General features: G+C 67.8%; 23 protein-coding genes and 5 pseudogenes. 18 read left to right on the top strand and 10 right to left on the bottom strand.

Annotation, left to right across the window (positions count from 1 at the left end):
• Nucleotides 1–295: 295 nt before the first annotated feature.
• The 3 genes from FGD71_RS49760 (at nt 296) to FGD71_RS31835 (ending at nt 2558) form a co-directional block, all read left to right on the top strand.
• Nucleotides 296–421: a hypothetical protein gene (locus FGD71_RS49760; protein ID WP_276147169.1), complete on the top strand. Its 126-nt coding sequence runs from the start codon at nt 296–298 to the stop codon at nt 419–421.
• Nucleotides 422–791: 370 nt separating this feature from the next.
• On the top strand, nt 792–1733 hold the full coding sequence (locus tag FGD71_RS31840; protein ID WP_119104007.1) for an SGNH/GDSL hydrolase family protein: 942 nt from the start codon (nt 792–794) through the stop codon (nt 1731–1733).
• Nucleotides 1734–1847: 114 nt separating this feature from the next.
• Nucleotides 1848–2558, top strand: coding sequence for a response regulator transcription factor (locus tag FGD71_RS31835; protein WP_119104006.1), 711 nt, complete (start codon nt 1848–1850; stop codon nt 2556–2558).
• Nucleotides 2559–2642: 84 nt separating this feature from the next.
• Here the strand turns inward: FGD71_RS31835 and FGD71_RS31830 are convergent.
• Together FGD71_RS31830 and FGD71_RS50285 are read right to left on the bottom strand one after the other, a co-directional pair.
• A pseudogene (locus FGD71_RS31830) lies at nt 2643–3453 on the bottom strand (IS701 family transposase); the annotation flags it as partial.
• Between the two features lie 53 nt (nt 3454–3506).
• On the bottom strand, nt 3507–3968 hold the full coding sequence (locus FGD71_RS50285) for a hypothetical protein (RefSeq protein ID WP_478131756.1): 462 nt from the start codon (nt 3966–3968) through the stop codon (nt 3507–3509).
• 663 nt (nt 3969–4631) lie between these two features.
• Between FGD71_RS50285 and FGD71_RS48065 the strand changes: the two genes are divergently transcribed.
• The 3 genes from FGD71_RS48065 to FGD71_RS31810 are packed head-to-tail and all read left to right on the top strand — an operon-like array spanning nt 4632 to nt 7046.
• Entirely contained in the window at nt 4632–5465 is an 834-nt protein-coding gene (locus tag FGD71_RS48065) for an ABC transporter substrate-binding protein (RefSeq protein WP_119104005.1), read from the top strand.
• Nucleotides 5449–6279, top strand: a complete 831-nt coding sequence (locus tag FGD71_RS31815) for an amino acid ABC transporter permease (RefSeq protein WP_240436870.1) — start codon at nt 5449–5451, stop codon at nt 6277–6279. The genes FGD71_RS48065 and FGD71_RS31815 overlap by 17 nt, the downstream gene beginning before the upstream one ends.
• Nucleotides 6279–7046 (top strand): amino acid ABC transporter ATP-binding protein, encoded by a 768-nt coding sequence (locus FGD71_RS31810; protein ID WP_119104004.1) that lies wholly within the window; start codon nt 6279–6281, stop codon nt 7044–7046. Before FGD71_RS31815 ends, FGD71_RS31810 begins: the two co-directional genes overlap by 1 nt.
• A gap of 1 nt (nt 7047) precedes the next feature.
• On the opposite strand, the gene FGD71_RS31805 is transcribed toward FGD71_RS31810, so the two are convergent.
• Nucleotides 7048–7485 (bottom strand): Lrp/AsnC family transcriptional regulator, encoded by a 438-nt coding sequence (locus tag FGD71_RS31805; protein ID WP_119104022.1) that lies wholly within the window; start codon nt 7483–7485, stop codon nt 7048–7050.
• 186 nt (nt 7486–7671) lie between these two features.
• Here FGD71_RS31805 and FGD71_RS31800 point away from each other — a divergent pair, with 186 nt between their 5' ends.
• Nucleotides 7672–8949 (top strand): ArgE/DapE family deacylase, encoded by a 1278-nt coding sequence (locus tag FGD71_RS31800; RefSeq protein ID WP_119104003.1) that lies wholly within the window; start codon nt 7672–7674, stop codon nt 8947–8949.
• Nucleotides 8950–9051: 102 nt separating this feature from the next.
• On the opposite strand, the pseudogene FGD71_RS49275 reads toward FGD71_RS31800, so the two are convergent.
• Nucleotides 9052–9173, bottom strand: a pseudogene (locus tag FGD71_RS49275) (IS110 family transposase); the annotation flags it as partial.
• 212 nt (nt 9174–9385) lie between these two features.
• Here FGD71_RS49275 and rocD point away from each other — a divergent pair.
• Entirely contained in the window at nt 9386–10681 is a 1296-nt protein-coding gene (gene rocD, locus FGD71_RS31785; protein ID WP_119104002.1) for an ornithine--oxo-acid transaminase, read from the top strand.
• Nucleotides 10682–10700: 19 nt separating this feature from the next.
• On the opposite strand, the pseudogene FGD71_RS31780 reads toward rocD, so the two are convergent.
• Nucleotides 10701–11507, bottom strand: a pseudogene (locus tag FGD71_RS31780) (transposase).
• Between the two features lie 613 nt (nt 11508–12120).
• Here FGD71_RS31780 and FGD71_RS31775 point away from each other — a divergent pair.
• Nucleotides 12121–13395 (top strand): sensor histidine kinase, encoded by a 1275-nt coding sequence (locus FGD71_RS31775; RefSeq protein ID WP_119104001.1) that lies wholly within the window; start codon nt 12121–12123, stop codon nt 13393–13395.
• On the top strand, nt 13392–14048 hold the full coding sequence (locus FGD71_RS31770; RefSeq protein ID WP_119104000.1) for a response regulator: 657 nt from the start codon (nt 13392–13394) through the stop codon (nt 14046–14048). The genes FGD71_RS31775 and FGD71_RS31770 overlap by 4 nt, the downstream gene beginning before the upstream one ends.
• Here the strand turns inward: FGD71_RS31770 and FGD71_RS31765 are convergent.
• Together FGD71_RS31765 and FGD71_RS31760 are read right to left on the bottom strand one after the other, a co-directional pair.
• The gene (locus FGD71_RS31765) at nt 14018–14698 is read right to left on the bottom strand and encodes a DedA family protein (RefSeq protein WP_119103999.1); all 681 of its coding nucleotides are present in this window, start codon (nt 14696–14698) and stop codon (nt 14018–14020) included. The genes FGD71_RS31770 and FGD71_RS31765 overlap by 31 nt on opposite strands.
• Nucleotides 14695–15414 carry a class I SAM-dependent methyltransferase gene (locus FGD71_RS31760; protein WP_119103998.1) on the bottom strand — a complete coding sequence of 240 codons (720 nt, stop codon included), beginning with the start codon at nt 15412–15414 and terminating at the stop codon, nt 14695–14697. Before FGD71_RS31760 ends, FGD71_RS31765 begins: the two co-directional genes overlap by 4 nt.
• 132 nt (nt 15415–15546) lie before the next feature.
• Here FGD71_RS31760 and FGD71_RS31755 point away from each other — a divergent pair, with 132 nt between their 5' ends.
• The 3 genes and pseudogenes from FGD71_RS31755 to FGD71_RS49270 form a co-directional block, all read left to right on the top strand.
• Complete coding sequence (locus FGD71_RS31755) at nt 15547–16692, top strand: sensor histidine kinase (RefSeq protein WP_119104021.1); 1146 nt, start codon at nt 15547–15549, stop codon at nt 16690–16692.
• On the top strand, nt 16689–17342 hold the full coding sequence (locus FGD71_RS31750; protein WP_119103997.1) for a response regulator: 654 nt from the start codon (nt 16689–16691) through the stop codon (nt 17340–17342). Before FGD71_RS31755 ends, FGD71_RS31750 begins: the two co-directional genes overlap by 4 nt.
• A 207-nt stretch (nt 17343–17549) precedes the next feature.
• Nucleotides 17550–17923: pseudogene (locus tag FGD71_RS49270) on the top strand (hypothetical protein); the annotation flags it as partial.
• Here the strand turns inward: FGD71_RS49270 and FGD71_RS31740 are convergent.
• Nucleotides 17908–18075, bottom strand: a pseudogene (locus FGD71_RS31740) (transposase); the annotation flags it as partial. The pseudogenes FGD71_RS49270 and FGD71_RS31740 overlap by 16 nt on opposite strands.
• Before the next feature lie 303 nt (nt 18076–18378).
• Between FGD71_RS31740 and FGD71_RS31735 the strand changes: the two are divergent.
• From FGD71_RS31735 to FGD71_RS31725, 3 genes are all read left to right on the top strand, one after another.
• Nucleotides 18379–18675 carry a hypothetical protein gene (locus FGD71_RS31735; RefSeq protein WP_119103996.1) on the top strand — a complete coding sequence of 99 codons (297 nt, stop codon included), beginning with the start codon at nt 18379–18381 and terminating at the stop codon, nt 18673–18675.
• Nucleotides 18676–18754: 79 nt separating this feature from the next.
• Nucleotides 18755–19024 (top strand): hypothetical protein, encoded by a 270-nt coding sequence (locus FGD71_RS31730; protein ID WP_140935994.1) that lies wholly within the window; start codon nt 18755–18757, stop codon nt 19022–19024.
• 28 nt (nt 19025–19052) lie between these two features.
• Nucleotides 19053–19283 carry a hypothetical protein gene (locus tag FGD71_RS31725; protein WP_140935993.1) on the top strand — a complete coding sequence of 77 codons (231 nt, stop codon included), beginning with the start codon at nt 19053–19055 and terminating at the stop codon, nt 19281–19283.
• Between the two features lie 146 nt (nt 19284–19429).
• On the opposite strand, the gene FGD71_RS31720 is transcribed toward FGD71_RS31725, so the two are convergent.
• Together FGD71_RS31720 and FGD71_RS31715 are read right to left on the bottom strand one after the other, a co-directional pair.
• On the bottom strand, nt 19430–21376 hold the full coding sequence (locus FGD71_RS31720) for an RICIN domain-containing protein (RefSeq protein WP_119103994.1): 1947 nt from the start codon (nt 21374–21376) through the stop codon (nt 19430–19432).
• A 1053-nt stretch (nt 21377–22429) separates the two neighbouring features.
• Entirely contained in the window at nt 22430–23326 is an 897-nt protein-coding gene (locus FGD71_RS31715; RefSeq protein WP_119103992.1) for an AraC family transcriptional regulator, read from the bottom strand.
• An 86-nt stretch (nt 23327–23412) separates the two neighbouring features.
• On the opposite strand from FGD71_RS31715, the gene FGD71_RS31710 reads away from it, so the two are divergent.
• Nucleotides 23413–24423, top strand: coding sequence for an aldo/keto reductase (locus FGD71_RS31710; RefSeq protein ID WP_119103991.1), 1011 nt, complete (start codon nt 23413–23415; stop codon nt 24421–24423).
• A gap of 446 nt (nt 24424–24869) precedes the next feature.
• Complete coding sequence (locus FGD71_RS31705; protein WP_205571160.1) at nt 24870–25691, top strand: alpha/beta hydrolase; 822 nt, start codon at nt 24870–24872, stop codon at nt 25689–25691.
• Nucleotides 25692–25725: the final 34 nt, after the last annotated feature.

Genomic DNA, 25725 nt, shown 5'->3' with positions numbered 1-25725 from the left:
AGCGGATTGGGCTTCGGCATGCTGCTGGAGGCTCAGCCCCGGCCTCACCGTCGTCGGCGAGGCCGCAGACCAGCGCAGCAGTCCGTGCCGTCGCCGAACTCCGCCGATGCCGTCCTGACGGATGTCCGCATGCCCGGCATGGACGGTATCGAGACCACACGGCACATCGTCGAGTCCGGCGGACCTCCCGGGGTCCCTGCTGACCAGCTTCGAACTGCACGAGTACGCCTACGGCGCGCTGCGCACCTGAGCCAGCGGGTTCCGGCTCGCGGACGCCCACCCGGACGAACTCCTGGTGGGGATCAGGACGGTCGCGTGCGGTGACGCCGTGGACGTGCCCGCCATCCCGCGCCGCCTGCTGGAAACCGTCACCGCGCAGATCGCCCGGCCCGAGCTCGGCATCGCCGCGACCCGCGTCTGACCGGCCTGCCCAGCATGAGCGCAAGGCCCTGGCCGAAATTGCCGCCTGGTCACGATCGGCGTACAACCCACGACACGGGACTCGCCCGGCCGACCCCACCGCGCCTCCGCCCAGAGTCGACGCGCCTTCCTACCGCGGTACTACTCGGCACTGCCGTATTCGGTCCCGCGGTGCCGATGACATGCGCGTTTTCCCGCCTAGTTTGACGGCAGGGTCGCACACGCCTCGTCCCCGCCGTGATCCGGGCAAACCCTCTCCCCAGCCAACCCTGCCGGTCCCGCTCCGGGCACCGCCGCCCATCGCACGCAGCCGCCTGCGCTGCGGTGCCCGCCCAGCAGTTGGTCATCAGTGACGACGACAGGAGAAACTCATGGGACCGTATGCACGCACAGGTCTGGCCGGGATCGTGAGCTGCGGCGTTCTGTTCACCGCCGTCCTCATCGGGCGGCCGGACGGCACCGGCAACGACGAGAACGCCAAGGACGAGCGACCGCAGCCGGGGCCCTACGTCGCTCTCGGCGACTCCTACACCTCCGGCCCGAAGATCCCCCGACAGTCCGGGACACCGGCCGGCTGCGACCGATCCGACCACAACTATCCTGCGGTGGTGGCACGCCAACTCGGCGTCACGGCTGCCGACTTCCGTGATGTCAGCTGCAGCGGTGCCACCATCACCAACCTCAGCGCGCCGCAAAAGACGTCCAACGGCACCAACCCCGCCCAGCTTTCGGCCCTCTCGACGCGGACGCGGCTGGTCACCCTCGGCATCGGCGGCAACGACATCGGCTTCGGCTCGACGGTCACGAAATGCGTCACGATGGGCGCGATGTACCGTGCGACCGGCAGCGACCGTCTCTTCTCCGACGATGCGCCCTGCAAGAAGCAGCACGTCGACGGCGGCATCGACGAAGTGGCACAGAAGATCCAGGCGACCGGCCGACAGCTGTCCGCGGCGCTGGTCGAGATCGAACGGCGTGCGCCGAAGGCCCGGGTCTACGTCGTCGGCTATCCGGCGATCCTGCCCGCCGAAGGCAAAGGCTGCGGCAGGGAACTGCCCCTCGCGCCCGGTGACGCGACCTACCTGCACGACAAGGGGAAGCAGCTCAACACCATGCTGCGCGGGCAGGCTGAGGCCGTCGGAGCGACGTACGTCGACACCTACTCCCCGTCCGTCGGCCACGACGCCTGCTCCGCGCAGAAGACCCGCTGGATCGAGCCCCTGCGGCCCAGCAGTCCAGCCGCCGCCGTCCACCCGAACGCGCACGGCGAGCAAAGCATGGCCGACGCCGTGCTCCGCGCGATCGGCGACTGAACGCCCGCAGGAGGCAGGGGACTTCCAGTCGCCGGCGACCGGCCCGTCCGGTCCACCCCGCGGCACCCCCCTCGTCGCCGGCATGGTCCCACCCACAGGAAGAACCCAGGCAGCATGCCCACCGTTCTCATCGTCAACGACCAGGAGCTGCGACGCCTTTGCTATCACCTCCTGCTGGATTCCGAGCCGGACCTGAGCCCGGTCGGCGAGGCGGCCGGCGGTGCCGAGGCGGTCCGCATGAGCACCGCGCTTCGCCCGGACGTCGTCCTCATGCACATCTTCAAGCCCGGCACGGACTCAATCGACACCGTCCGCCGCATCGCACGCGGCGACAGCCCGCCCCACCCTCGCGTACTGGTGCTTGCCCCCGTCGGGCCCGACGGGTACGCCTGGGCCGCGCTGGCGGCCGGTGCTGACGCACTGCTTCCGGAGAACACCGCCCCGCACGAGCTGACCGCGGCCATTCGCGCGGTGGAGGCCGGAGGCGCCGTCATCCCGCCCGGTCTCACCCGCCAGCTTATCGACACCATCCGACGACGGCCGCCCGCCTCCGCGTCCCTCCCGACGGAACGGCTCGGCGCACTCACCGAACGTGAACGTCAGGTCCTTGCCGCCGTGGCCTCCGGCTGGAGCACCACCGAGATCGCCGCACACCTGTCTCTCGCCCCGACCACCGTCAAATCCCACGTCTGCCGCATCCTCACCAAGATCGGCGCCCGCAGCCGCGTCCAGGCAGTAGCCTTCGCCTACGAGTCGGGCCTGACCGAACCGCACACCACTCGCTCGCCGCTCCCAGCGCCCGGCCGCGCCCGCCCGACCCTGTGAGGCGGACCGTGGACCACTCGTCGCAGCCGCAAGGAGTGGCACCCTAGTACTGCACCGGTGTTTGTTCTGAGTGCTGGGCAGTTGTCATGGGCTATGTCCGCTGTAGTGACTGATACGGGCTTGGTGTTGTCGTCTGCAGCGCCATGTCGGCCAGTGCAGGATGTGTTCGTCGGCGCCGAGTTCGCGGGCGCGCAGAACGGTCAGGCAGGCGTGGGCGGCCATGGCCAGGGTCATGTGGCGGTGCCAGCCGGGACAGCGGCGGACCTGGTAGTCATCCAGGCCGCACTCCTGCTTCGCGGTCTGGAAGCACTCCTCGACAGCCCATCGGCTGCCCGCGATGCGGATCAACTCGTCCAGGGTCGTGTCGGCGGAGCAGTAGGCGATGTAGTAGGAGATCTCCTCGGGCGGGGCTGACACTGCGGCGGGCGAGAACCCAGTGCCGGCGATCCTCGCGGTGCCAGGGCCTCACTTCGACACGGGCCCAGTCGTAGATCCGCCGGCCGTGAGCCCCCGCGCCGCAGGGGCGGCGTTTCCACTTCTGCCGCGGCAGACCGGGAAACAGGTCGTGGACGGGATGGTCGAGGGCCCAGCGGGTGACGACGGCGTCGTGCCGGGTTGTGGCCATGACATGGAAGACATCGGCCTGCTCCAGCTCGAACCGCCAGCCCTTGCTGAAGCCGTAAGCGGCGTCTGCCGTCACCCACCTGAACGGGATCCGCTCGGCGATCGCCCGGCGGACCATCGTCTTGGCCATGGCCACCTTCGTCTCGAAGGCGACGTGGTCGTCGATGCCGGACCGGCGGCGTCGATCCCGGTCGTCCGTCCCTGACGTGGGCAGATACAGGCTGCGGTCGATCAGCGTCCGTCCGCGGCCGGAAACGTAGGCGAGGAACACAAACAGCGGGTACTGGATGGTTGCCGGAAGCATCACGACCAGCAGCCCGGGCCCTACCCGGCACGAGGCGGTCGAAGATCAGGGCGTGGCAGGGTGCTCGTCACCCGAGTGCGAAGCGCTTGGTGTCCGGGCGCCGAACGCCGATCTCGTGTCTGTTCCGCAGCGTGGTGAAACACTTCACTCCCGGTCAGCAGCGCGTCGGTGATTTCGCCCGCACGGGAGTTCGATCTCTGGCGGGTGCAGGAGGCGCGAAAGTCGGAGGTGAAGGCGCGGCTGCGCGACGGGGGGCGGCCACGGGGTAGATCCGCCTGGAGCGGGGGTCGGTGAACCAACGGTGGATCAGGCCGCGGGCCAGTCCGGTGCGGGACGGGGCCCGGGGCAGTGTGCCCGGCGACCCGGAACAGGTGATCGCCGTCCAGTGTCAGGTGCAGGGCGCGGGCGATCGCGGCGAGGATCGACTCGGAGGGCACCGGGCCGCGCTGCTGCTCGATGCGGGCGTAGTAGTCGGCGGACATGCCGGCCAGCAGCGCGGCTTCCTCGCGGCGCAGGCCCCGGAGCGACGCCGCGGCCCACGCGGCAGACCGGCGTCCTCGGGCTGCAGGGCCTTGGACGCCAGTGATGTATGCCGAAGGTCATCCTTTTGCCATGAGTTCGGCGTCGCTCCAGCGCCGGATGGATGGTCCTGTGGCCCTGGAAGGAGCGCCCGCAGTCATCAATGGCGTCGAGGAACCCGCCGTACCGGGGAAGGCACGCTGCAAACGCGGGGTGGTCAGAGCAGGGTGCCACCGGGGCTTCGATGCGCCGGCAACCCACCCCTCTCACCATGCGGGACCCACGCATACCGGCACGTGCGTCCGTATGCCGCCACCTCCGTCGATGCCTCCGAGCGGCGAGATTCAGCGAGAAAAACCGCGCAACGGATCGCCACACACAGTTCAATGACGCAAGAAAAATGATACGAAGCAACAAAATTAGCGATTGATTGCAGCAGGGTCTCGGCCCTAACATTCAGCGAGAACCCGGTGAGCCACCCGGAATTACCGACGATTCCACTTCGATGCGCCCCACTATTCAAATCGGGCCGCAATCGCCCGGGTCCGCAGAGATCTCAACAATGGGCCGAAACAGAGGTGTAGCGGTATCCGCCGCTGCCGGGCCCGTAACAAGGGAGCGTTCTGGTGAAAGTGGTCTGCACATCCGGCGTATTCTCTCGCCGTTCGGCTGCGGGTGTGGCAGCAGCTGGTCTTGTACTGACTCTGACGGCCTGCGGGACAAACTCCGGGTCCGGCGGCAAGGTGGAAGGCATCGGTCTGGTCTCCGCGGTGGATCTCACCATTTGCACGCAGCTGCCGTACAAGCCCTTTGTGTACAAGGACGGCGGCAAGGTCGTCGGCTTCGATGCCGATCTGCTGAGCCTGCTGGCCAAGGATCTAGGCGTCGAACCGAAATTTCTGAGCATCGAATGGTCGCAGATCACTTCCGGCGGCGCCTTTGCTGCCAAGAAATGCGACATAGGCACGGGCGCCATGACCATCACCGAGGAGCGAAAAAGGGCCATCAGAATTTCCGATCCCTACATGGATGCCACCCAGGTCCTGTTCGTGAAGAAGAGCTCCGGCTATAGATCTCTTGCCGACCTCACAGGCAAGAAGGTCGGAGTCCAGTCGGGGACCACCGGCCAGAAGTACGCAAATTCGCAGGCCAAGAAGTACGGGTTCACCACAGTTGTCTTCGAAGACCTCGCACTGCTCACCAACAATGTGAAGTCCGGCCGTGTGGATGCGGGGATCAACGACAACGGCGTGCTGTACAACTTCACCAAGAACAATCCTGACACCGCCGTGGTGGACGAGTTCCGTACCGGTGAGCAGTACGGGTTCGGAGCGGACCGGAAGGGTGCGAACGGAGCCAAGCTGCTCGCAAAGCTCAACGCCGTACTTGCCAAGGCCAAGTCGGACGGGGACTACGACCGGCTCTACAAGAAATGGTTCGGAGTTGACCGCGGTGAGTAGCGCGACTGTCATCGAAGAACGAACCGCGCTGAGTCCACGCCGCAAGGCCCGACGCAACCGCATCCTTCAGTACGTCGTGATCGCCATGCTCGCCGTGGGGGCGGCCGCGAGCGCCGACTGGGGCCAGATCGCGCACGTATTCCTCGAACCGCAGCTAATCAGGTCTGCCTTTGCGGACGGACTGCTGTCGGCGCTTGTCAAGACTCTCGAGTACACCGCCGGCGCCTTTCTGATCGGTCTCGTGGCAGGGACGGTGCTCGCACTGATGCGGCTCAGCCCGATCGGTCCATACCGGTGGTTCGCGATGGCCTACATCGAGTTCTTCCGCGGGCTCCCGGCCGTCATCGTGTTCATCGCCTTCAGCCTGCTCCCGCTGGCGTTCGGCGGATTGATCATTCCCTTCGATCCTTATGGCGTGGTCTGGCTCGCTCTGGGAATCGTCGCGGCGGCCTATATGGCCGAAACGATCCGGGCAGGAATCCAGGCTGTCCCGAGAGGGCAGGTCGAAGCCGCCCGCTCACTGGGTATGCCGGCGGGTCTCGCGATGCGCAAGATCGTGCTGCCACAGGCCTTCAGGATCATATTGCCGCCGCTCACCAATGAACTGGTGCTGTTGGTCAAGGACTCGTCCCTGGTGTTCATCATCGGCGTCTCGGCCACCGGCAACGAACTCACCGGCTTCGGCCGGGAACTGGCCAATACGCAGTCGAACCTTACCCCTCTGGTCACCGCCGGCCTCTGCTATCTGATCATCACCCTTCCGTTGGGTTTCTTGGCTCGGCGGCTGGAATCCTCCTCCGTAAAGGCTCGCTGATGGCTGCTTCCGGAACCGAACTGATCGAGATCAAGGGGCTGCACAAGTCCTTCGGTGACAACCATGTGCTTCGAGATATCGACTTCGCCGTCGGTGAGGGTGAGGTCGTCTGCCTCATCGGTCCGTCCGGTTCCGGCAAGTCGACTCTTCTTCGCTGCGTCAACCTGCTTGAGCGTCCAGACGGCGGAGCGGTGATCGTGCGGGGTGAGAACCTCGCGGACCCGGACTGCCACCTCGACGCGGCCCGGCGACACGTCGGGATGGTGTTCCAGCAGTTCAACCTGTTCCCGCACCTGTCCGTGCTGGAGAACTGCACGGTCGCCCAGAAGACAGTGCTGGGGCGTAAGACCGCCGAGGCCGACAGGATCGCCCGCGCCAACCTCGAACGGGTCGGGCTCACCGAGAAGGCCGCCGCCTATCCCGCCCAGATCTCCGGCGGACAGCAACAGCGGGTCGCGATCGCCAGAGCGCTCTCCATGGATCCGATGCTGATGCTGTTCGACGAGCCGACGTCGGCACTCGACCCGGAGCTCGTGGGAGACGTTCTCACGGTGATGCGAGACCTCGCCGAGGAGGGCATGACGATGCTCGTGGTCACCCACGAGATGGCTTTCGCCAGGGAAGTTGCCGACCGGGTCGTGTTCATGGACGGCGGAGTCGTCGTCGAGCAGGGCACCCCGGACAATGTGATCGGCAACCCGCGCCATGAGCGGACCCGAGCATTCCTCCGGCGCGTGCTGGATCCCACCCATGCGTTGCCGGCCTGAGTTACAGCCGGGGCCGGTCGATCAGCCGGGAGAGCACGATGACGCTCTTCGTCCGGTCGATCACCGGCGCCTCACGGACTCGCTGGATCGCCTGTTCCAGATGCGTGATGTCCCGGGCCAGCATGTGCACCATCGCGTCCGCGGAGCCCGACACCGTGCACGCCTCGATGACCTCCGGGATCTCCCCGAGGGACTCCCCCAGGGCTCCTGGGGTCGGGTTGCCCTTGCAGTACACCTCGACGAAGGCCTCGGTACGCCAGCCCATTGTCTGGGTGTCGATGAGGGCGGTGAACCCGCGGACGGCCCCGGTGGCGACCAGGCGGTCCAGCCGCCGTTTGGCGGCGGGCGCGGACAGCCCGGCCGCCTCCCCGATCTCGGCGTAGGTGCTTCGGGCATTGCGGACGACGCACCGCATGATCTCTTCGTCGATGGAGTCCACGAACTGCCTCCGTCTGGTCCCGCTGGTGATCGGGCTTTCCGCCCCGGACGCAAGATTGTGCCCCTCATCTCCGGCGAAGAGCAAGAAACAAAACTGATCGGGCTCAGAACGTCTCATCATTGCGCTGCTTGCCGATCGCGGAAATCGAAAAAGGCCCTCCGGCCACCGACCCGACAGGAGATCACTATGCCCGCAGGGCTCAGTGCCGAGGAGGCGTCCGCACTGGCGGCCGTGGACGAGGACGCGATCGCGACCGTGCTGCTCGACGTGCTCACGGTTCCGAGCGTGACCGGGAGCGCCGCCGAGTCGGAACTGCAACACCGGCTCGCCGGGCACCTCGACCGGCTCGGGCTCGATGTCGATCTGTGGTCCATGGACCTGCCCGAGCTTCGCGCCGACCCTGCCTTCCCCGGATCTGAGGCACCCCGCGACGAAGCCTGGGGGCTCGTGGCGACCACGCCTGACGGCGGGGACGGGCCGACGATGATCCTGCAGGGGCACGTCGACGTCGTACCCGCGGGTGACCGGGCGCAGTGGGACGGTGATCCGTTCGTGCCGAGGGTGGCCAATGACCTTGTTCACGGCCGCGGAGCCTGCGACATGAAGGCCGGCTTGGTGGCCAACCTCGCGGCGCTGGCCGCGATCCGGGCGAGCGGGGCGGAACTGCGCGGCCGGGTGGCGGCGCACTGTGTGGTGGGCGAGGAGGACGGCGGAATCGGAGCCTTCGGGACGCTCCGGCGCGGACACACCGGCGACGCGTGTGTCATCACCGAACCGACGGGCGGCACCTTGGTGACCGCGACGGCCGGCGCACTGACCTTTCGCATCGAGGTCGCAGGCAAGGCCGCCCACGCGAGTACGCGTGACGCCGGGGTCAGCGCCATCACCGCGTACGGAGCGATCCACGCGGCTCTGACCCGGTTGGAGGCCGAGCGCAATGTCGCTCCCGACCCCTTGCTGGCGGAATACCCGACCCCTTACGCGCTGTCCGTCGGCACGCTGCGCTCGGGCGACTGGCCGAGCACCGTCCCCGACCTGCTCGTGGCCCAGGGCAGGCTGGGCGTACGGCTCGACGAGGACCCGGCGGCCGCCCGCGCCGACTTCGAGCGCTGCGTCGCCGAGGTCTGTGCGGCCGATCCGTGGCTGCGCGATCACCCCGCGGCCGTGACGTGGCCCGGAGGCCAGTTCGCCAGCGGCCGACTGCCCGCGGGCCATCCCCTGCGTGACCTCGTCCGGACCGCGTACGCCGATGTCGCGGACGGCGGTGCCGTACCGCGCGAGCGCGGTGCGCCCTACGGAAGCGACTTGCGGCTCTACTCCGCGGCCGGCATACCGACCCTGCACTTCGGGCCGGGCGACGTACGCCTCGCCCACAGCCCCCAGGAACAGGTCTCGATCAGCGAGACAGTCGACGTGACCCGCGCACTGGTACTCACCGTGCTGCGCTCGGTCGGCACCAAATGACGCAGAAGGAGTCTCAATGACGAAGTCAAACCGCTTGCGCGACCGGCAGGGCGGGGGTGAAGACCCGGTTGTCGCGCAACAGGGCCCACAGGACGCTGGCTGGACCGCCGACTCGTCGTTGTCGATTTTCCTCGACCACAGGGTCGCGCGGTTTCGTCGATTACCGCGGCCCAGTGGTGGCCCTTGCCAGCGTCGAGGCCGACCCGGGCCCGTCGCTCGTTCACTCGCCTCTCCTCGTTCCGCGCAGCGTGCCGTCGGCCCGAGAAACACCCCGCCGTCATCTCCGTAATCAGCGACCGCACAAGGCGCGCACATCTCAATCAGCAGCCAGGGCGCCCCGGAGAGCCGGGCGGCCACTCCTGCTGAGCCACTGAAGAAAAGAACTCATCAGCCACACCCGGCCCGCCCGGGCCCACAACAACTTACGGAGAAACTCATGACGTCGTCGTCCACCGACACGCGCCTGCCCGGCGTCGCGACCGAACAGGCGATCCACGTCGTCGAGTCGCACTCGGCCGCCAACTACAGTCCACTCCCGGTGGTTGTCCGCGAAGGCGAGGAGGCGTGGGTATGGGACGTCGAAGGGAACCGCTACCTCGACATGCTCGCCGGCTACGGCGCCCTGAACTTCGGCCACCGCCACCCCGCGCTCATCGCGGCAGCCCAGGAGCAGTTGGAACGGCTCACCCTCACCAGCCGGGCCTTCCACAGCGACCAGCTCGGTGTCTTCTGCACGGAGCTGGCCGAGCTGTGCGGCATGGACCTCGTACTGCCGATGAACACCGGCGCGGAAGCAGTGGAGACAGCCCTGAAGATGGCGCGTAAGTGGGGCTACCAGGTCAAGGGCATCCCCGAGGGGCGTGCCAAGATCATCGTCGCGGGGGGCAACTTCCACGGACGCACCATCAGCGTCATCAGCTTCTCCGACGATGCTGTCGCGCGGCGCGGCTTCGGGCCGTACACGCCCGGGTTCGTCAGTGTCTCCTACGGCGATGCCGAGCAGCTCGAGGCGGCCATCGACGACGACACCGCCGCCGTGTTGATCGAACCCGTTCAGGGCGAGGGTGGGGTGGTCATTCCGCCCGCCGGCTACCTCGCCACCGTCCGTCGGCTGTGCACCCGGCACAACATCCTGATGCTCGCCGATGAGATCCAGTCGGGCCTCGGCCGCACCGGGACGACCTTCGCCTGTGACCACGAGGGCGTCACCCCTGACGCGTACATCCTCGGCAAGGCCCTCGGCGGCGGCATCCTGCCGGTGTCCGCGGTCGTTTCCACCCGAGAGGCGCTCGGGGTTTTCCGGCCAGGCGAGCACGGCAGCACCTTCGGTGGCAATCCGCTGGCGAGCGCGGTGGGCACTGCGGTCGTCCGGCTGCTGAAGGAGGGCACCTACCAGGAACGGAGCGCACAGCTCGGCACACACCTCGAAGCCCTGCTGCGAGCACTTCCCTCGGAGCATGTGTCAGCCGTACGGTGCCGCGGCCTCTGGGCCGGGGTGGATGTCATCGGCCGGGTAGGGCGCGATGTGTGCATGGGCCTGCTGCGCAGAGGAGTCCTGGCCAAGGACACCCACGGATCAACCGTCCGACTCGCGCCGCCCCTCGTCGTGAAATCGGCGGAACTGCAATGGGCCGTGGAGCAGTTGGCGGCGGTGTTGGCCGCCGACGATCGCAGCGACCTGCCCCCGGAGGGAATTTCACCCAGCGCTGTCTCCCCGCAATGGCGTTCCTAGGGCCTGTGTGACGTCATGATCAATCGGTTGCCTTCAGCAGGTCGTTGATCCAGATGATGGAGGCGCGGAGGTGGAGGCCGGCGAGGCAGCTCTCGAGTGTTTTGTCGCATCGAGTCGCGATGCCCCGTCAGGCCTGCCCCAGGCCGGGTCCGGGGACGGCCGACAGGCAGACGGATCCGCACCTGCTGCAGCACGGGGACGAATTGCGGGCTGTCGGCTGCCTGTCCTGCGGTCAGGACGAACGACAACGGACGGCACTTGCGGTCTGCGGCGAGATGAACCTTGCTCGTCAGCCCGCCACGGGACCTGCCGAGCAGGGCTTGTTTCAAGCGGAGCTTGCGCCGTCGCCTGATGTGCCGCCGCTCTTCCTGGTCGGGGGCGTCGCTTCCTTCTTGTCCGTTCTGTTCCGGCGGGCCGCCGCCCCCTTTTACCGGGCCCGTTCCTGGTCGGCGGCGGCTTCCTCGAGGGCGTCCATGACCTCCTGGCCGATGCACATGCCGACGGCGTCGTGGTAGGCGCGGGCGGTGGTGGAGTCCACGCTGACCAGGGATAAGTCTGTCCTTTCCCTGGCGGGCGGCCTCGGCGATCACGCCTTCCAGCAGTGCGGTGAAGACGCCGGCTCCCTTCAGACCCGGAAGCGGCCGTAGACCGTCGGCCACGGGCCGAACTCACGTGGCATCTCCCGCCACTGGCTGCTGGTGCGCAACCGCCAGATCACCCCCTCGAACTGCTCCCGCAGCCGCTCGGGGTACGGGCCGTACTCGCCCATCGGCAGAAACGGCTCGATCAACTTCCACTGCTCGCCTGTGAGTTGCCTGCGCGTCACGACCGTCTTCCTACCGGACCCACCTTCCACGCGGATCCGCATCGGCCAGATCGAGCACGACCTCACACAGGCCCTAGTACCCCGGTACTAGCCGGCGTCGCCGTATTCCCGCCCACAGTGCCGTAGCGCCAGTCGATACCGCTTCTAGATTGAAACCCGGGCCTGGTCAGGCCCGTCCACGCAAAGACCTCTTTCCTGGCGGGAACAAATCCGTGGCCACCATCCTGCACCGACTCTCCGCCTCGCCTTTGCCCTGTTCGAGGGCGAGAAGTCGCGCCACGCCCTCGACGCCCAGCAGGCCGCCCATCCCACGGCCCCCTTCTCCTCGGCTTCGGCCCCGGCTCCGGCGGCGCGGGCGCTGGCCAGGCCAGGACGACCGCAGAACCCGAGCCGTTGTCAGCCGTACGATCGCGGAAGAGCGGTCGGCCCCGGTCGGCGTTCTTCCCGAGTCGCCGCTCGTCTGTCCATTCCCCCGGGACCGGCGAGCGGATCGCCTGCACCGCGAAGGGCACAGACCTTGACACCCACGCCCCCACAGGATTCCCGGCCCGGTCGAACCGTCCCCAGCCGACCCGAGCTGCCCGAGGCACTGACGAACGACGCTGAGCAACGGGTGATTGTGTCGATCATCGCTCGGCTGTCTTCCTGGCGGTGGGCGGACCGGACCCACCCCCGGGTCCGGAGGTGGGGCGTACCGCTGTTCTGCGCCATCCTGGGACTGCCGTCCATACTCAACCCCGCCGGCGAATCCGGGGTCGCCGAAGAGCTGGTCCTCACCGTCGCCATAGCCGTCCCGCTGCTGTGGCGGGAGCGCAGGCCCATGCTGGTCTTCGCGCTCATCACTGCCACCGCCGTGCTGACGGCCTCCACAGGGTCCCTCCACGGCGCCAACGCCAGTGCTGACGTCGCCCGCATCGTGGCCCTGTTCAACGTCGGTCGCTTCGGCACCCCCCGCCAGCTGCTCATCGCCGTCACCATCTCCCTGATGCAGCTGGTCGCCTGGGCCGCCGGGCTGTGGGGTGACGGCCAGCCGGAGTACGCCACACGCCCGGAAATCCTCGTGCTGCTGGGGATGGTGACGGTGACGGCCATCGCCGGCCTCGGCCTCGCCAACCGCCTGGTGAACGTCGTCATCACCGCCCTGCAGAAGGAGAAGGACCAGCAGGCCCGCCTCGCCGTCGCCCAGGAACGCGCCCGCGTCTCCAAGGAGATGCACGACATCCTCGGCCACACCCTGGCCGTCATGGTTGGCCTCGCCGACGGCGCCGCGGGCCTGACCGAGACAAAGCCCCAGCGCGGTGCCGAGACCCTGCGGATCATCGCCGACAGCGGCCGTGGCGCCCTCGCCGAATTGCGCCGCCTGCTCGCCGTCATCGGCGACGACAACGACCGGCCGCCGGATGCCCCGCTCGCCCCGCAGCCCGGCCTGGCCGACCTCGATCCGCTGATCGAACGCGTCCGTGCCGCCGGACCGAGCCTCACCCTCAGCACAGACGGCGACCTCACCGCGCTGGCCCCCGGTCTCCAGCTCGCCGTCTACCGCATTGTCCAGGAAGCCCTCACCAACACCCTCAAGTACGCCGCCGCCGACACCTCCATCAGCGTCCGGGTAGCCGTCCGCTCCGAGACGGTCCACGTCGATGTCGAGGACACCGGCCCCCTCCACGCACCCCGCTCCCGCAGACGGAGCGCAGGAAGCGGCCGCGGTCTGGTCGGCATGCGCGAGCGCGCGGCCATCTATCAGGGCCAGGTCACCGCCGGCCCCAACCAAGAAGGCGGCTGGAGCGTCCACGCCCGCCTCCTGACCACCCCGCCCTCCCCCACTCTCGGCTCCGCTCGAGCGGGGGGACCCCCATCCACGACCACAACGGAGAACCCCCGCGCATGACCACCGTGCTTATCGTCGACGACCAGGCCCTGCAACGCCTCGGCTTCAGCATGCTCCTGGAACAGCACCCCGACCTCACCCTCATCGGTGAGGCCACCCACGGTGCCGAAGCCGTCCGCAAGGCCGCCGAGCTCAAGCCCGACGTCGTTCTCATGGACGTCCGCATGCCGGGCATGGACGGCATCGAGGCCACCAGACGCATCATCGAGTCCGGCGGACGCTCCCGCATCCTGGTCCTGACCACCTTCGACCTCGACGAATACGCCTACGACGCCCTGCGCGCCGGAGCGTCCGGGTTCCTGCTCAAAGACGCCCTGCCCGACGAACTGGTCTCCGGCATCCGCGCGGTGGCCGCCGGAGACGCCGTCATCTCGCCCGGTCTCACCCGCAAGCTCATCGACGCCTTCGGCAGCCGAATGCCGGGCCACACGCCCGAACAGCAACGGCAGCTGGCCCGCCTCACCAACCGCGAACGCGAAGTACTCACCGCCATCGCGACCGGCTGGAGCAACACCGAGATCGCCGAACGCCTCTGCCTTGCCGAGTCCACCGTCAAGTCGCACGTGGGCAGTATCCTCACCAAGATCGGGGTCCGGGACCGGGTCCAGGCCGTGATCTTCGCCTACGACACCGGCCTCGTCAGACCCGCCTGAACATGGCCGGAGGACGTCGTACCAGGCTCGGAAGCCGGTTCCTGGGCTTCAGATAGCGGGCGACGCTTCCTTCGACACAACAGCGCGCCCCCGATCGCCATCAGAGCGACCAGGGCGAAGGCGGGGCCGCCCAGCGTCAGGACGCGCTGGAGAGAGGTCGCGGCGGCGTATCCGACACCTGCTTCCGCTGTGGCCCACACACAGGCGGCGATGACGCTGTAGGGAGCGATGCGCCGGTAGGGCAGGCGTGTGGCGCCCGCGAAGTGCGGGGCGACAGTGCGCACCACCGGCAGGAAACGAGCCAGGAAGACCGCTCGGCCGCCGTGGCGCGTCATCAGCGTCTCGGCCTGATGCCATGCGGCACCCGGTATCCGACGGCCTATGCGGCCTCCGCGCAGCTGATCACCGAGGAGTCTGCCGGTGCGATGGGCGAGGAAGTCACCCGCCACCACGGCTCCGGCCGCGGCAGCGATCACGAGGGGAAGGCTGATGTGGCCGGTGCGGGCCAGCGCGCCAGCGGTCAGGAGCAGGGTGAGCGTGGGGATGAAAGCGCCGACGAGAAGGATCGACTCAGCCAGGACAGCGGCGGCCACCACCGCGTACGCCGAGGCCGGGGAGATGTGGCCGAGGATGTCGGAGAGCGCGTTCACCGCCGCGCCTCGACGGACTGCGGCTCGGGGTGCTCCGCGGAGACGAGGGGTCGTTGCAGGTGCCAGACGTAGGCGGGGGGAACGTTGGCCCACACCGTCCAGCGGCCGGTGGCATAGGTGCGCTGATAGGTGGCCATGATCTCGTCCACGGCGGCGTGGCGGCGGGCTTCGGCTCGTGATGCCGTCAGGGCACGGGCCTTGCGCGTGCCGAGGTAGGCGAAGTAGGTCAGCGTGCCGCCGGGGTGGAGCAGTTCCATGTAGCGGGCCATGATGCGCTCGACCTGCACGGGCGTGAAGTTGGTCAGCGGCAGCCCCGAGACGATGACGTCGTAGCGCTGGTCGGTGTCGAGCTGCTCGACGTAGGTCTGGTTCACGTTCACCTGCGCGGGCGCCAGGTGGGGATGCGTGGTGACGAGGTGGCGCAGTCGCGAGGCGAAGCGCGGGTTGGCCTCGACAATGTCCAGGCGGCTGGCTCGGGGCAGTTCGGGTATCAGGGTGCGGGTGACCGTGCCGGTCCCGGCACCGGCTTCCAGGACCGCCAGCGGGCGGGGCGCCTGAGCCCGTACGGGATCGGTCAGAGCGCGGGCCAGGGCCTTGCCGCTGGGGGCTATGGCACCCGTGGTGCGCAGATCACGGGCTGCCTCGATCAGGAACATCCATCCTTCGGCATTGCGCTGCGCCAGGACACGGTCGTGGGAGGTGGTCCAGTCGTTCATGGAATTGACGCTAGAAAGCCGCGTCCGGCATCGGACCCGTGGTTCTGCGACGGTGTCCCCCTACGAAAGTAGGGGACGGACATCGCCGATCGTCAGACTGAACGGCGCACAGGTCTGCCTAGGATGGCCCAGGTGAGCAGCAGAGAAGGCCGCAGGTGGGCGGCCTACGGGCGTGGGGCACTCGTGACGTTGTGCGTACTGGCCGCCGCACTGAACGCCGTCTCGATCGAAGGGGGCCGCCTGGTCCCCGTCATCGGTGCAGCGCTGGTGTGCGGAGTGGCCCTGCTCGTGCCCCGGCTGCGATGGCCCCTCGCGCCGCTGTTGGTCACCGTGGCCACGGCATGGTGGGGATGGCCACTGCTGCCCATGCTGTCAGTCGCCCTGTTCGACCTGGCTGTGGACCGCCGGGCGCGGGTGGCGGCGGGCTGTGCTGTCGCCGCGCTGAGCGCCAACCTGCTCAGCTACCGGGCCACCTCCCTGTGGACGGCGCAGTCCTACGCGTCCACGCTGCTCCTTCCGGTGCTGGCCGTGCTCGTCGGGCTGTGGCTGGGTGGCCGGCGCCGCCTGGTCCAGGCACTGGCAGCCGACGTCGAGCACCTGCGCATCGAGGCGAAGCTGCGCGAGGAAGCGGCCCGCATCGCGGAACGGTCCCGTATCGCCGCCGAGATGCACGACGTCCTGGCCCACCGCCTGAGCCTGATCGCGCTGCACACCGGCGTGCTGGCCACCAAGAACGACATGCTGCCCGCACCGGTCGCGGAACGACTCGGTCTGCTGCGCACGGCGTCCGTCGAAGCCCTCACCGATCTGCGCGACGTTCTCGGTGTGCTGCGCGACCCCGACACCACGCCGACCAGCGCCGCCCTTACGCCGATGATGAGGGAAGTAGGGGAACTGGCCGACGAGGCCCGCGCCGCCGGCCAGCACATTGAGCTGACCACCGACGGCCTTCCCGAGCAGGCTCCCACCACCCACCGTCTGGCCGTGTACCGCATCGTCCAGGAAGCACTGACCAATGCCCGCAAGCACGCCGACGGCGCTCCGGTGACCGTACGCATCGACTACGGACCGCCCGCCACACTCGTCGAGGTCACCAACCCCCCTGGCATTCCCCGCACGGACACCGTCGGCAGCGGGTACGGACTCGTCGGCCTGCGCGAACGCGTCACCGCCCTCGGCGGGCACCTGAACTCCGGACCGGCCGGCGCGGGCGCCTGGCGACTGGCCGCACGCATCCCCCACCCCGCCGGCATCGAACAGAACGGCACCCGCACATGATCCGCACCATGATCGTCGACGACGACGCCCTGGTCCGCCTCGGCCTGGCCGACCTCCTGGACGGCGACCCCGGCATCGAGGTCGTCGCCCAGGCCCCCGACGGCCTGAAGGCCATCGAACAGGCCACCGCCCACCGCATCGACGTCGCCCTCGTCGACGTACGCATGCCCCGCATGGACGGCATCACTGCCACCGCCCGCCTGCGAGCCCTTCCCCACCCGCCGAAGGTGATCACCCTGACCACCTTCGACCTCGACGAATACGTCTACAACGCCCTCGCCGCCGGAGCCGACGGCTTCCTCCTCAAGGACACCGACCCGGCCGAAATACTGCGCGCCGTCCACCTGGTGGCCGTCGGGTCGGCCATGCTCCACCCCACCGCGGCCCGCCGCCTCATCGACCGCTACCACGCCACCAACCAGCCCCAGGCCACCGCGGCCCGGGCCGGGTTGGAGCGACTCACCCCGCGCGAACGCGACGTGCTCGCCCTGCTGGCCCGGGGCGACACCAACGCCGACATCGCCGTTCACCTGGCGATGCGCGAGAGCACCATCAAGGCGCACGTTAGCCGCATCCTGACCGCGCTGGAGGTCACCAACCGCGTCCAAGCCGCCCTCGTGGCCCGCGACGTCGGCTTCACCTCCTCATGACTGCCTTGCCGGGCCGATGCCGTCGAGCCGATCCCTGGCGGAAGCCTTATTACAACCTTGAATGTCTTCGCCCTGTGCTCACACTCGGCGTCTGAGAAGCTGTTGTCTTTCTGGGCTTGAGGGCTGCGTTTCCGCTGGTCGGGCGTGGGGTTGGAGGTTCCGTGGGAGCAACGGCCTGTCGTGCTGTCGCTGCCCGGGAGGTCGTGGATGCCGTCGGTGGTTGGGCTGTTGGAACAGCGTGAGCTGGGTGCTCGCCGTCGCGTGGACGAGCTGTGTGAGGAGGCCGACCGCGTCCAGGCCGAGTTGGCCGCGCCGAGCTGGAATTGCAGGAGTGGGTTATCGCCCGCAGGCGGGTCGATACGGTGCTGGCTCCGGGCGGTGGCGACACCGCGGGCACGGAGATCACCTCGGATGTGCGGGATGCCGACGGTCGGTCGGCGCCCCGGGATGCGGTGAAGCCGAAGTCGCAGGTGCCCATGTGGCGGCAGGGGCTGGCCTGGTCGGTGCTGTCGTTGGACTACCAGCGCATCCTGCAGGTCGTGACGGACCGGGCCCGGCTCGGTCAGGGGCCGAACTCCTGCGGTATCTCCCGCCACTGCCCGCCCGTCTTGAACCGCCAGATCACGCCCTCGAACTGTTGGCGCAGCCGCTCGGGGTACGGGCCATACTCGCCAATCGGCAGATGCGACCCAATGAACTCCCACTCTTCGTTCGTCAGTTGTACTCGCGTCACGCAAGATGATCTACCGGATCAGACCTCGGAGCGAGGGCAAAATCCTGCAAATTGATCACGACTCGATACGTGCCAGGTAGGCGCGGCCGCAAGTATTGGTCGGAATGATGTGCGCCAAATCGCCCACCCGTTCGAGCGGGTGTTCACGCATGTAAATTTTGACGCGCTCCTGGCCCGCAGCGTCGACCGCGAGCCGCACCTCCGACTCGCGGCCTAACGACCAGATTTTCCAGCCGCGTGTACTAGGATCCGCCGCTAGCATCACTCGATCAACCGTTGCTCACGCAATCGATAGGAGGCCCGATGATCGGCGTGCTCGTGACTTTCACGCAGACCGACAAGTTCGATCGTTCAACTCTCGCAAAGATTGCCGGCGAACTCCGCGGACCGTTCGAAGGCATGGCCGGCCTTCGCTTCAAGAGCTTCATGCTCGACGAAGACGGCGTTCAGGCAAGGAACTTCTACATGTGGGATGACGACGAGAAAGGCCGCTCCTTCTTCACGGAGGAGCTCGTCGACAAGGTGACGGGGATTTATGGCGTCCCGCCGAAAATCGAATACCTCGATATCGTGGGGTTCGTCGACAACTCTGGCACCTGATTCTCAAGGAGGCTGTCGCACAAACCAGGCTGTCCAGGGCCGTTTTGGACCATCTGGGCATGCCACAGAACTTCCTCACATGCGATCGAGACCAACCGCTGCTGCAGCCCTGCAGCCCCCTGACCTGCGCGACTGGCTGCCCGAGGACCACCTCGCCTGGTTCGTGATCGAGGCGATCGAGCAGCTCCACCTCGAGCCCTTCTACGGCGCCTATCGCTCCGACGGGCACGGCCGGGCTGCCCACGAGCCGAAGACGATGCTCCCCCTGCTCGCTACTCCTACTGCGTCGGCGAGCGAAGCTCGCGCGGGATCGAGCGCCGCTGCCGCGAGAACGTCGCCTTCAGGGTGATCTGCGCAAACCAGGCCCCCGACGACGCGTGATCGCCCGCTTCCGGGTCCGCCACCAGGAGGCCCTCGCTGACCTCTTCGGCCAGGTGCTCGGCCTCTGCGCCGAGGCCGGCCTGGTCGCGGTGGCGGTGCTCGCCGTCGACGGCTCGAAGTTCGAGGCCTCGGCCTCCAACCACAGAGTGATGCGCGAGGGCGCCGCTTCGGCGGCGCCCCGAAGCCATACATACCGCCGGCGAGACCCGAGGGCAAGATCAACCTGACCGACCCCGACTCGAAAAGACCTCACCCGGACCGAATGGTGATCGCGACTCGATGCACGCCCTAGTGGTGCGGCGTTCGAAATCGCGCGCCAGGCGGCCGTTGCGCTTCAGGTGGGCGAAGAGGCGCTCAATTGCGGAGGGCAGGATCAGGAGGGGACGATCTGCCACTGCTGCCGCGTCTGTGACGCGTACGGCTGCTGCTCGATGTTGGCTCCGTCGGCGGTGCTGCCCTCGTCGACGCCGAGGGACAGCCCGCTGTAGCGGTTGATGAGGAAGTAGTGTCCGTCACCGGTGGGCGTGACGGCCCAGTGCTGCTGGGGGGCGTCGGCGTCTGACCAGATGCCGACGTTGCCGCCGTCTGCGCGGGAGAGACCGGCGACCTCCAGAAGCTTGCCGCTGCCCACACCCTTGATCTTGTAGTAGCCGTCGCCGGTGCTGGTGAAGGTCCACTTCTGGTTCGCCTGGTTGAGCCATGGCCACTGATCGACGTTGGTGCCGTTGGCGGTGCGCCCGCCCTCCACGTCGGCGACCTTGCCGCTGTGCCGGGCGACCAGCCGGTAGACGGTGCCGTCACCGGGGAGTGTGGGGGATACCAACGCAGGCTTGGCCGTCCGGCCTCCGATCCTGACGCCGCCGATGTTGGCGTAACCGCCGGTGGCCGCATTGACCTGGATCCGAACGAAGCCCACGTTCCTGGCTGGCCACTCGACCAGCTTGAGGGTGCGGTCCCCGGCCCAGGTGCCCGCGGCGACTTGCGTGAAGGTGACGCCGTCGGTGCTGGTGTGGATGGTGTACGAGGCGATGTCGCCGTCGGTGGAGTTGGTGCGGCTCCACTGCTTGGGCAGGTACTCCAGGGTGGAGACGTTGCTCCACACCCCGCCCAGGTCGATGGTGATCGACTGTGGCAGCGGCAGGCTCCAAGTCGACCAGCAGGTTTCGAAGCGAACGTCGCTGAGTCCGTCAATGGCGTTGAGCGGTCCCTCGCCAGTGTGGAAGGCGGTCGCATACGCGTTGACCGGTGTGACCGGGTACTCGGCGCGCAGTGGTTGGGTGGGCAGCGGCGGCCGGGAGGTGTTCGGGCTCCAGGCGGCACCCACTTCGGCGAGCCGGTTGACGATGTTGGTGTCCAGCAGGCCGTTGCGGTTGGGCGGGCAGTTGAGGATGAACGAGGTGTACTTCGGCTCCAGGTCGGTCAGGTGCGACAGGATGTCCGCCTTGCTCATGAGGCTCTCGGTCGGGGTGGAGGGGTGCCAGAACCAGCCGTTGCTGATGGTCTGCCCTTGCATTCCGGCGTAGGTGTTGCCCGCCGGCGCCGTGACGCCCAGCGGCTCCTCGAAGAAGATCGCGTCGCTGAGGAAGGGCACGGACAGTCCGCCGATGTCGATCATGACGCAGTCCGGCTGCAGCTGCTTCACCAGCGAACGGATCCTCTGGTAGGAGACGGCCTGCTGGCCCATCTGCCATGCGTAACCATCGGTCATGAACATGTCTATAGTGCCGTAGTTGGTCAGCAACTCGGTGATCTGACCGAGCATGAAGGTCATGTCGCCGGGCTGGATGGCATCGGTGATTTCGAGCCCGGTCACCTTGTGCCGGCTCTCCCATGCCTCGACGCCGAAGGTGCGGTCCCAGATGGAGTAGTAGAACCCGACCTTCAGCCCCCTCGACCGGAAGGCGTCGCAGTACGCCCGCACCACGTCCTGCTTGTAGGAGCTGTTCGCGACGTTCTGGGTGCCGTAGGCGCTCGGCCACAGCGCGAAACCGTCATGGTGCTTGGTGGTCAGGATGCCGTACCGCATCTTCGCGGCGACCGCCGCGTCGGCCCACTGTGCGCAGTTGACGCTCGGGGGAGCGAAGAGGGTGGGGCTCTGGTTGGGTTCGGCCCACTCCTGGTTCGTGAACGTGCCCAGGCTGAAGTGGTTGAACATGCCGAACCGCATGTCGACCACCTTGCTCAGGTTGGTCTGTGTGTCCGCGGCGGCCGCGTGCGATAGAAAGCCGGAGAAGCCGGGGACGATCGGCAGGGCGGTCGCGGCAGTTGCCGCACCCGCCGCGCCGAGAAACGTACGGCGAGTCATTCTTCGTGAGGACATGGCTCACTCCTGTGTGTTGGTGGCTTTGTTTGCGGTGGCGACGTACAGATGGCATGCGAGGCCGGTCTGGGTGTCGGGGCGTGCGGGCGGGGGCATCTGCCGCCCGCCGGAGAACGGATTGGCCAGGGGCTGCGAGACGGTGCTCCGCTGGAACTCTGGTGGGGCGGCGCCACGCGGAAGGTGTCCGCCCAGGGTTGGCGACCTGGCTGTCGTTGGGGACGTAGTCGGCGTTGAGCGGTGACGTGCGGGTCAACGGTGCCGGCTGCTAGTTCCATCGCGGGTTGCGGTACCGCTCGGGGGCCGAAAGCTGTCCTGCCAGGTGCGGTCGCCGCCGACGCCGGCGGTGTCGCCGAACCAGGAGACGTTGGTGACGGGACGAGCGCTCCTTCGGCGGGTGATCGGCTCCGACAAGGTCTTCTCCTGGCTGTTGGCAGGACAGCAACAGTGCTTCCCTCGGCACCAGGGCCGCACGGAGTGACTTCACCCTCGGACGGCACGACACACAGGAGGCCACACATCGCGGGTGTTCGCCGAAGTACATCGGACGTATTAAGCGTCAACAACGCAGGCTCTGTCTAGAGGTTCGACGGGATCCCCAGTACAGAGCTGACATTTCCCCCAGCCTGGGCAGCAAGCCTCCGGGAGCATGGACTGCAATCAGCTGATAGGTCGGGTGAATGAGTGGCTTGGCACCCTGCGAGCGCGCAACCACCCTGCCGCAGGTTCGCGAGGATTCGCTTCAGACATCAGCCAGCGCCACATCCTGGCGCAGCCCAGGGGTCGTTGCCGTAGCCGGGCGGGCCGCAGGCGCCGCGGAGCATGCGGATGACCGGACGTGTAGCCGTAGGGGAGCTTGTGGCCGATTTCGGTCTGCGACGAGAGCGGGGTGCCGAACCCGGCCCCGGTGAGCACGGCCGCGGTCGATGTGACGGCGGCGGCGTGTTCGTCATAGCCGTCGCTGGCGACCGGCTCCCTGCCGGGGTTGTACTCGAGGCTGCGGGCGCACCGACAAACCCCAAGATCGGTACGACAACAGCTACTGACGTCCTGGACCTATGCCCGCCATGGTGTGGCAGTGCGATTGTGGGTGTGTCGAGTGCGTAGCCGGGCCGCGTCCTGGCCCGGCGGGAGGCCGTAGGCGCTGCGGTACTCGCGGTTGAACTGGGTGGCGCTCACGTATCCGACCGCCTGAGCGATCTGGGCCACCGTGGCGTGGCCGGCGAGTAGGCGCCGCCGTGCCTCCTGCATCCGCAGGTGTTTCTGGTACTTGAGGGGGCTCATGCCGGTGGCCGCTTTGAAGTGCCGGTGCAGGCTGGCGGGGCTCATGTGTGCAGCGGCGGCGATCGCGTCGATGCTGAGCGGCTCGGTGTAGTGCGCGCATATCCATCGGGCCACTTTGCGCACCCGGGTCGTAGCCGAGTCTGCCAGCGACCACTGGCGCAGGACGGGGCCGAGGGAGCTGCGCAGCAGCCGGTACAGGATCTCGCTCTCGATCCGGGTGGCGAGGGGGCGGATGTCTTCGGGGGTGTCGAGGAGCTGGACCCAGCGGGTGACCGCGTCGACGAGTTCCGGTGTCATCGGCGCGTGGAGCTGCCCACCGGCGGTCAACGGGGCGGTCTGACCGCTCTCGTCCAGCTCGACGAGCAGCTCGGTGAGCGCCTGGTCGTCGGGTTGCATGACGGCGGCCCGGTAGGGCACCTGGTCCAGCTCGATGGTGACGGGCAGGTCGATCGTGGTGAGGTGCATCTCGCCGGGTTGCGCCACCTGTTTGAGTTCTCCCGCGGTGGTGCGTTTCACGCCGCTGGCGACGAAGCAGATCATCGGTTCGTACAGCACGTCGATGGGCTCGATGGGCTCTTCGACCGCGGCCAGGAAGAGCCGGGGCACAGCGGTCTCCGAACCCAGTCCCACGCAGTGCCGGACGATTGCCGCAGCGAGTCGGTCGAGCACGACGCCTCCTTCGCTGAGAGGATCAGGCAATTCTATGCGATCGATGCCCCATGACCTGCGGGTGCCGTGTCCCTAGCGTTGGGGGCATGGCACAGCACACCACGAACCTGCCCCTGCGCGTCCTCGGCGGCCAGGGCCTCAAGGCCGGGACGATTGGTCTGGGCACGATGGGCATGACCATGGCCTACGGGGCTTCGGACGATCAGAGCAGCATCGCCACCATCACCCGGGCCCACGAACTCGGGGTCACCCTCTTCGACACGGCAGAGCTGTACGGCTTGGGCACCGGCAGCAACGAGCAGCTCCTCGGGCGCGCCGTGAAGAGCTTCCGCGACGACATTCTGATCGCGACCAAGTTCGGTTTCGACCTCTCCGATCCGGCCAGGATCGGAGCTGCCCTGGACAGCCGCCCCGAGCACATCCGCGAGGTCACCGAGAACAGCTTGCGCCACCTGGGTACCGACCACATCGACGTGCTGTACCAGCACCGCGTCGACCCGGACGTCCCCATCGAGGACGTGGCGGGTACGGTCGGCGAGCTGATCGCCGAAGGCAAGGTCCGCTACTTCGGCCTGAGCGAGGCCGGCCCCGAAACCATCCGCCGCGCCCACGCCGTCCACCCGGTCTCCGCGCTCCAGACCGAGTACTCGGTGTTCGAGCGAGCAGTGGAGGCCGACGTCCTGCCGGTCGTCCGGGAACTGGGCATCGGCTTCGTGCCCTATTCTCCGCTGGGCCGCGGCTTCCTCACCGGCGCCGTCAAGCCGGCCGACGACTACTCCGCCTACGACATGCGCGGCAAGGACGACCGCTGGCAGCCCGGCAACTATGAGAAGAACCTTGCCGCGGTCCGCGAGCTCACCACGCTGGCGGAGAGCAAAGGCATCTCGGTCACCCAGCTGGCGCTGGCCTGGCTGCTCGCACAGGGCGACGACATCGTGCCCATCCCGGGCACCCGCAGCCCGCGGCGTCTGGAAGAGAACGTGGCCGCCGCGCAGGTCACGCTCACGTCCGAGGACCTCGCCCGCATCCAGGAGATCCTGCCGCACGGATCGGCCGGCTCCCGCTACCCGGCGGGGGTGATGCCGGCCTGGCAGTAATCGGCGACAGGGGCTCGCACCAGTCGACCGCGAGGCCCGCCCGGACCAGAGGCTCCCGTTCTCCACCGAGCATGGGGGTCAGGAACCAACCAGGGCACTGATCAGCTTGCGGGCCGCCGCCCTTGTCAACCGTTTCGCGACCATGGTGGTCCGCTGCCGTAAGGGCACGGTGGACGAGCCCTGGCTTTTCGAGTTACCCGTACTCCGGAAAACATGATCGCTGGTGGGTCGTGCCAACGAAGAGTCGTCAACACAGCAGGCAAGTGCTGAGACACGGCGTGCGCGACGAACCTCCAGCACCACTCACAAAGCAAGGCGCAAACATGTCATTTTCTTGGGCCCCCGAGGTGATCGAATTCTTCGGCGCACCGGGAGAATTCCCCTCTGTCCACAGGCCCGTCGGGGATGTCGCGACACGTCGCAGCACGATGGAACCCGTTCACGCCATGATCGACGCTGCGCAGCCCAGACCGGACGATGTGGTGGTCAAGGACTTCGAGACCACAGCGGGTGACGGTGCCAAGTTGCTGCTGCGGTGGTATGTCAAGGAAGGCGCGCAGCCCGGGGCCGCCGTGCTCTTCCTTCACGGCGGCGGCATGATACTCAGCAGCGTCTCGCTCTACGACGGAACCGTGTCCCGTTATGTGTCGTCCAGCGGTGTCCCGTTCCTGTCGGTGGAATACCGCCTCGCCCCCGAGTACCCTCACCCCACCCCCGTCGAAGACGCTTACGCCGGATTGACCTGGCTGACGGAACACGCCGGGGAACTCGGTGTCGACCCGGCACGCATCGCGGTCATGGGGGACAGTGGCGGCGGCGGGATGGCGGCCGGCCTGGCCTTGCTGGCACGTGACCGGAGTGGCCCGGCGATCGCCAAGCAGATCCTGCTCTACCCCATGCTGGATGACCGCACCACAACTCCTGACCCAGCACTCGCTGGACTGGCCACCTGGAGCTACGAGGACAACGCGACCGCATGGCAGGCACTGCTCGGCCCCGCGTGCGGCGGCCCCGACGTGTCACCCTATGCGGCGCCGGCACGGTTGAAGGATGCCACGGGCATGCCTCCGCTCTACATGGAGGCCCTCGAACTCGACATCCTCCGGGACGAGGACATCGACTACGCGCGGCGGACCGCAGCAGCGGGAGTCAGCACCGAACTCCACGTCCACCCCTCCATCCCGCACGCCTTCGAAGCCATCGCCTTCGACACCGCCGTCGCCCGGCGCATGAAGGCCGACCGCGTTCGCGTTCTCAAGGGACTATGACCAGTGAGCACATAGAGAGCGGACCAGAAGTGAA

Source organism: Streptomyces sporangiiformans, assembly GCF_005768555.2.
Classification (GTDB): Bacteria; Actinomycetota; Actinomycetes; order Streptomycetales; family Streptomycetaceae; genus Streptomyces; species Streptomyces sporangiiformans.
Note: the sequence above shows the minus strand (reverse complement) of the source record. Positions and strands in the feature narration are given on the sequence as shown.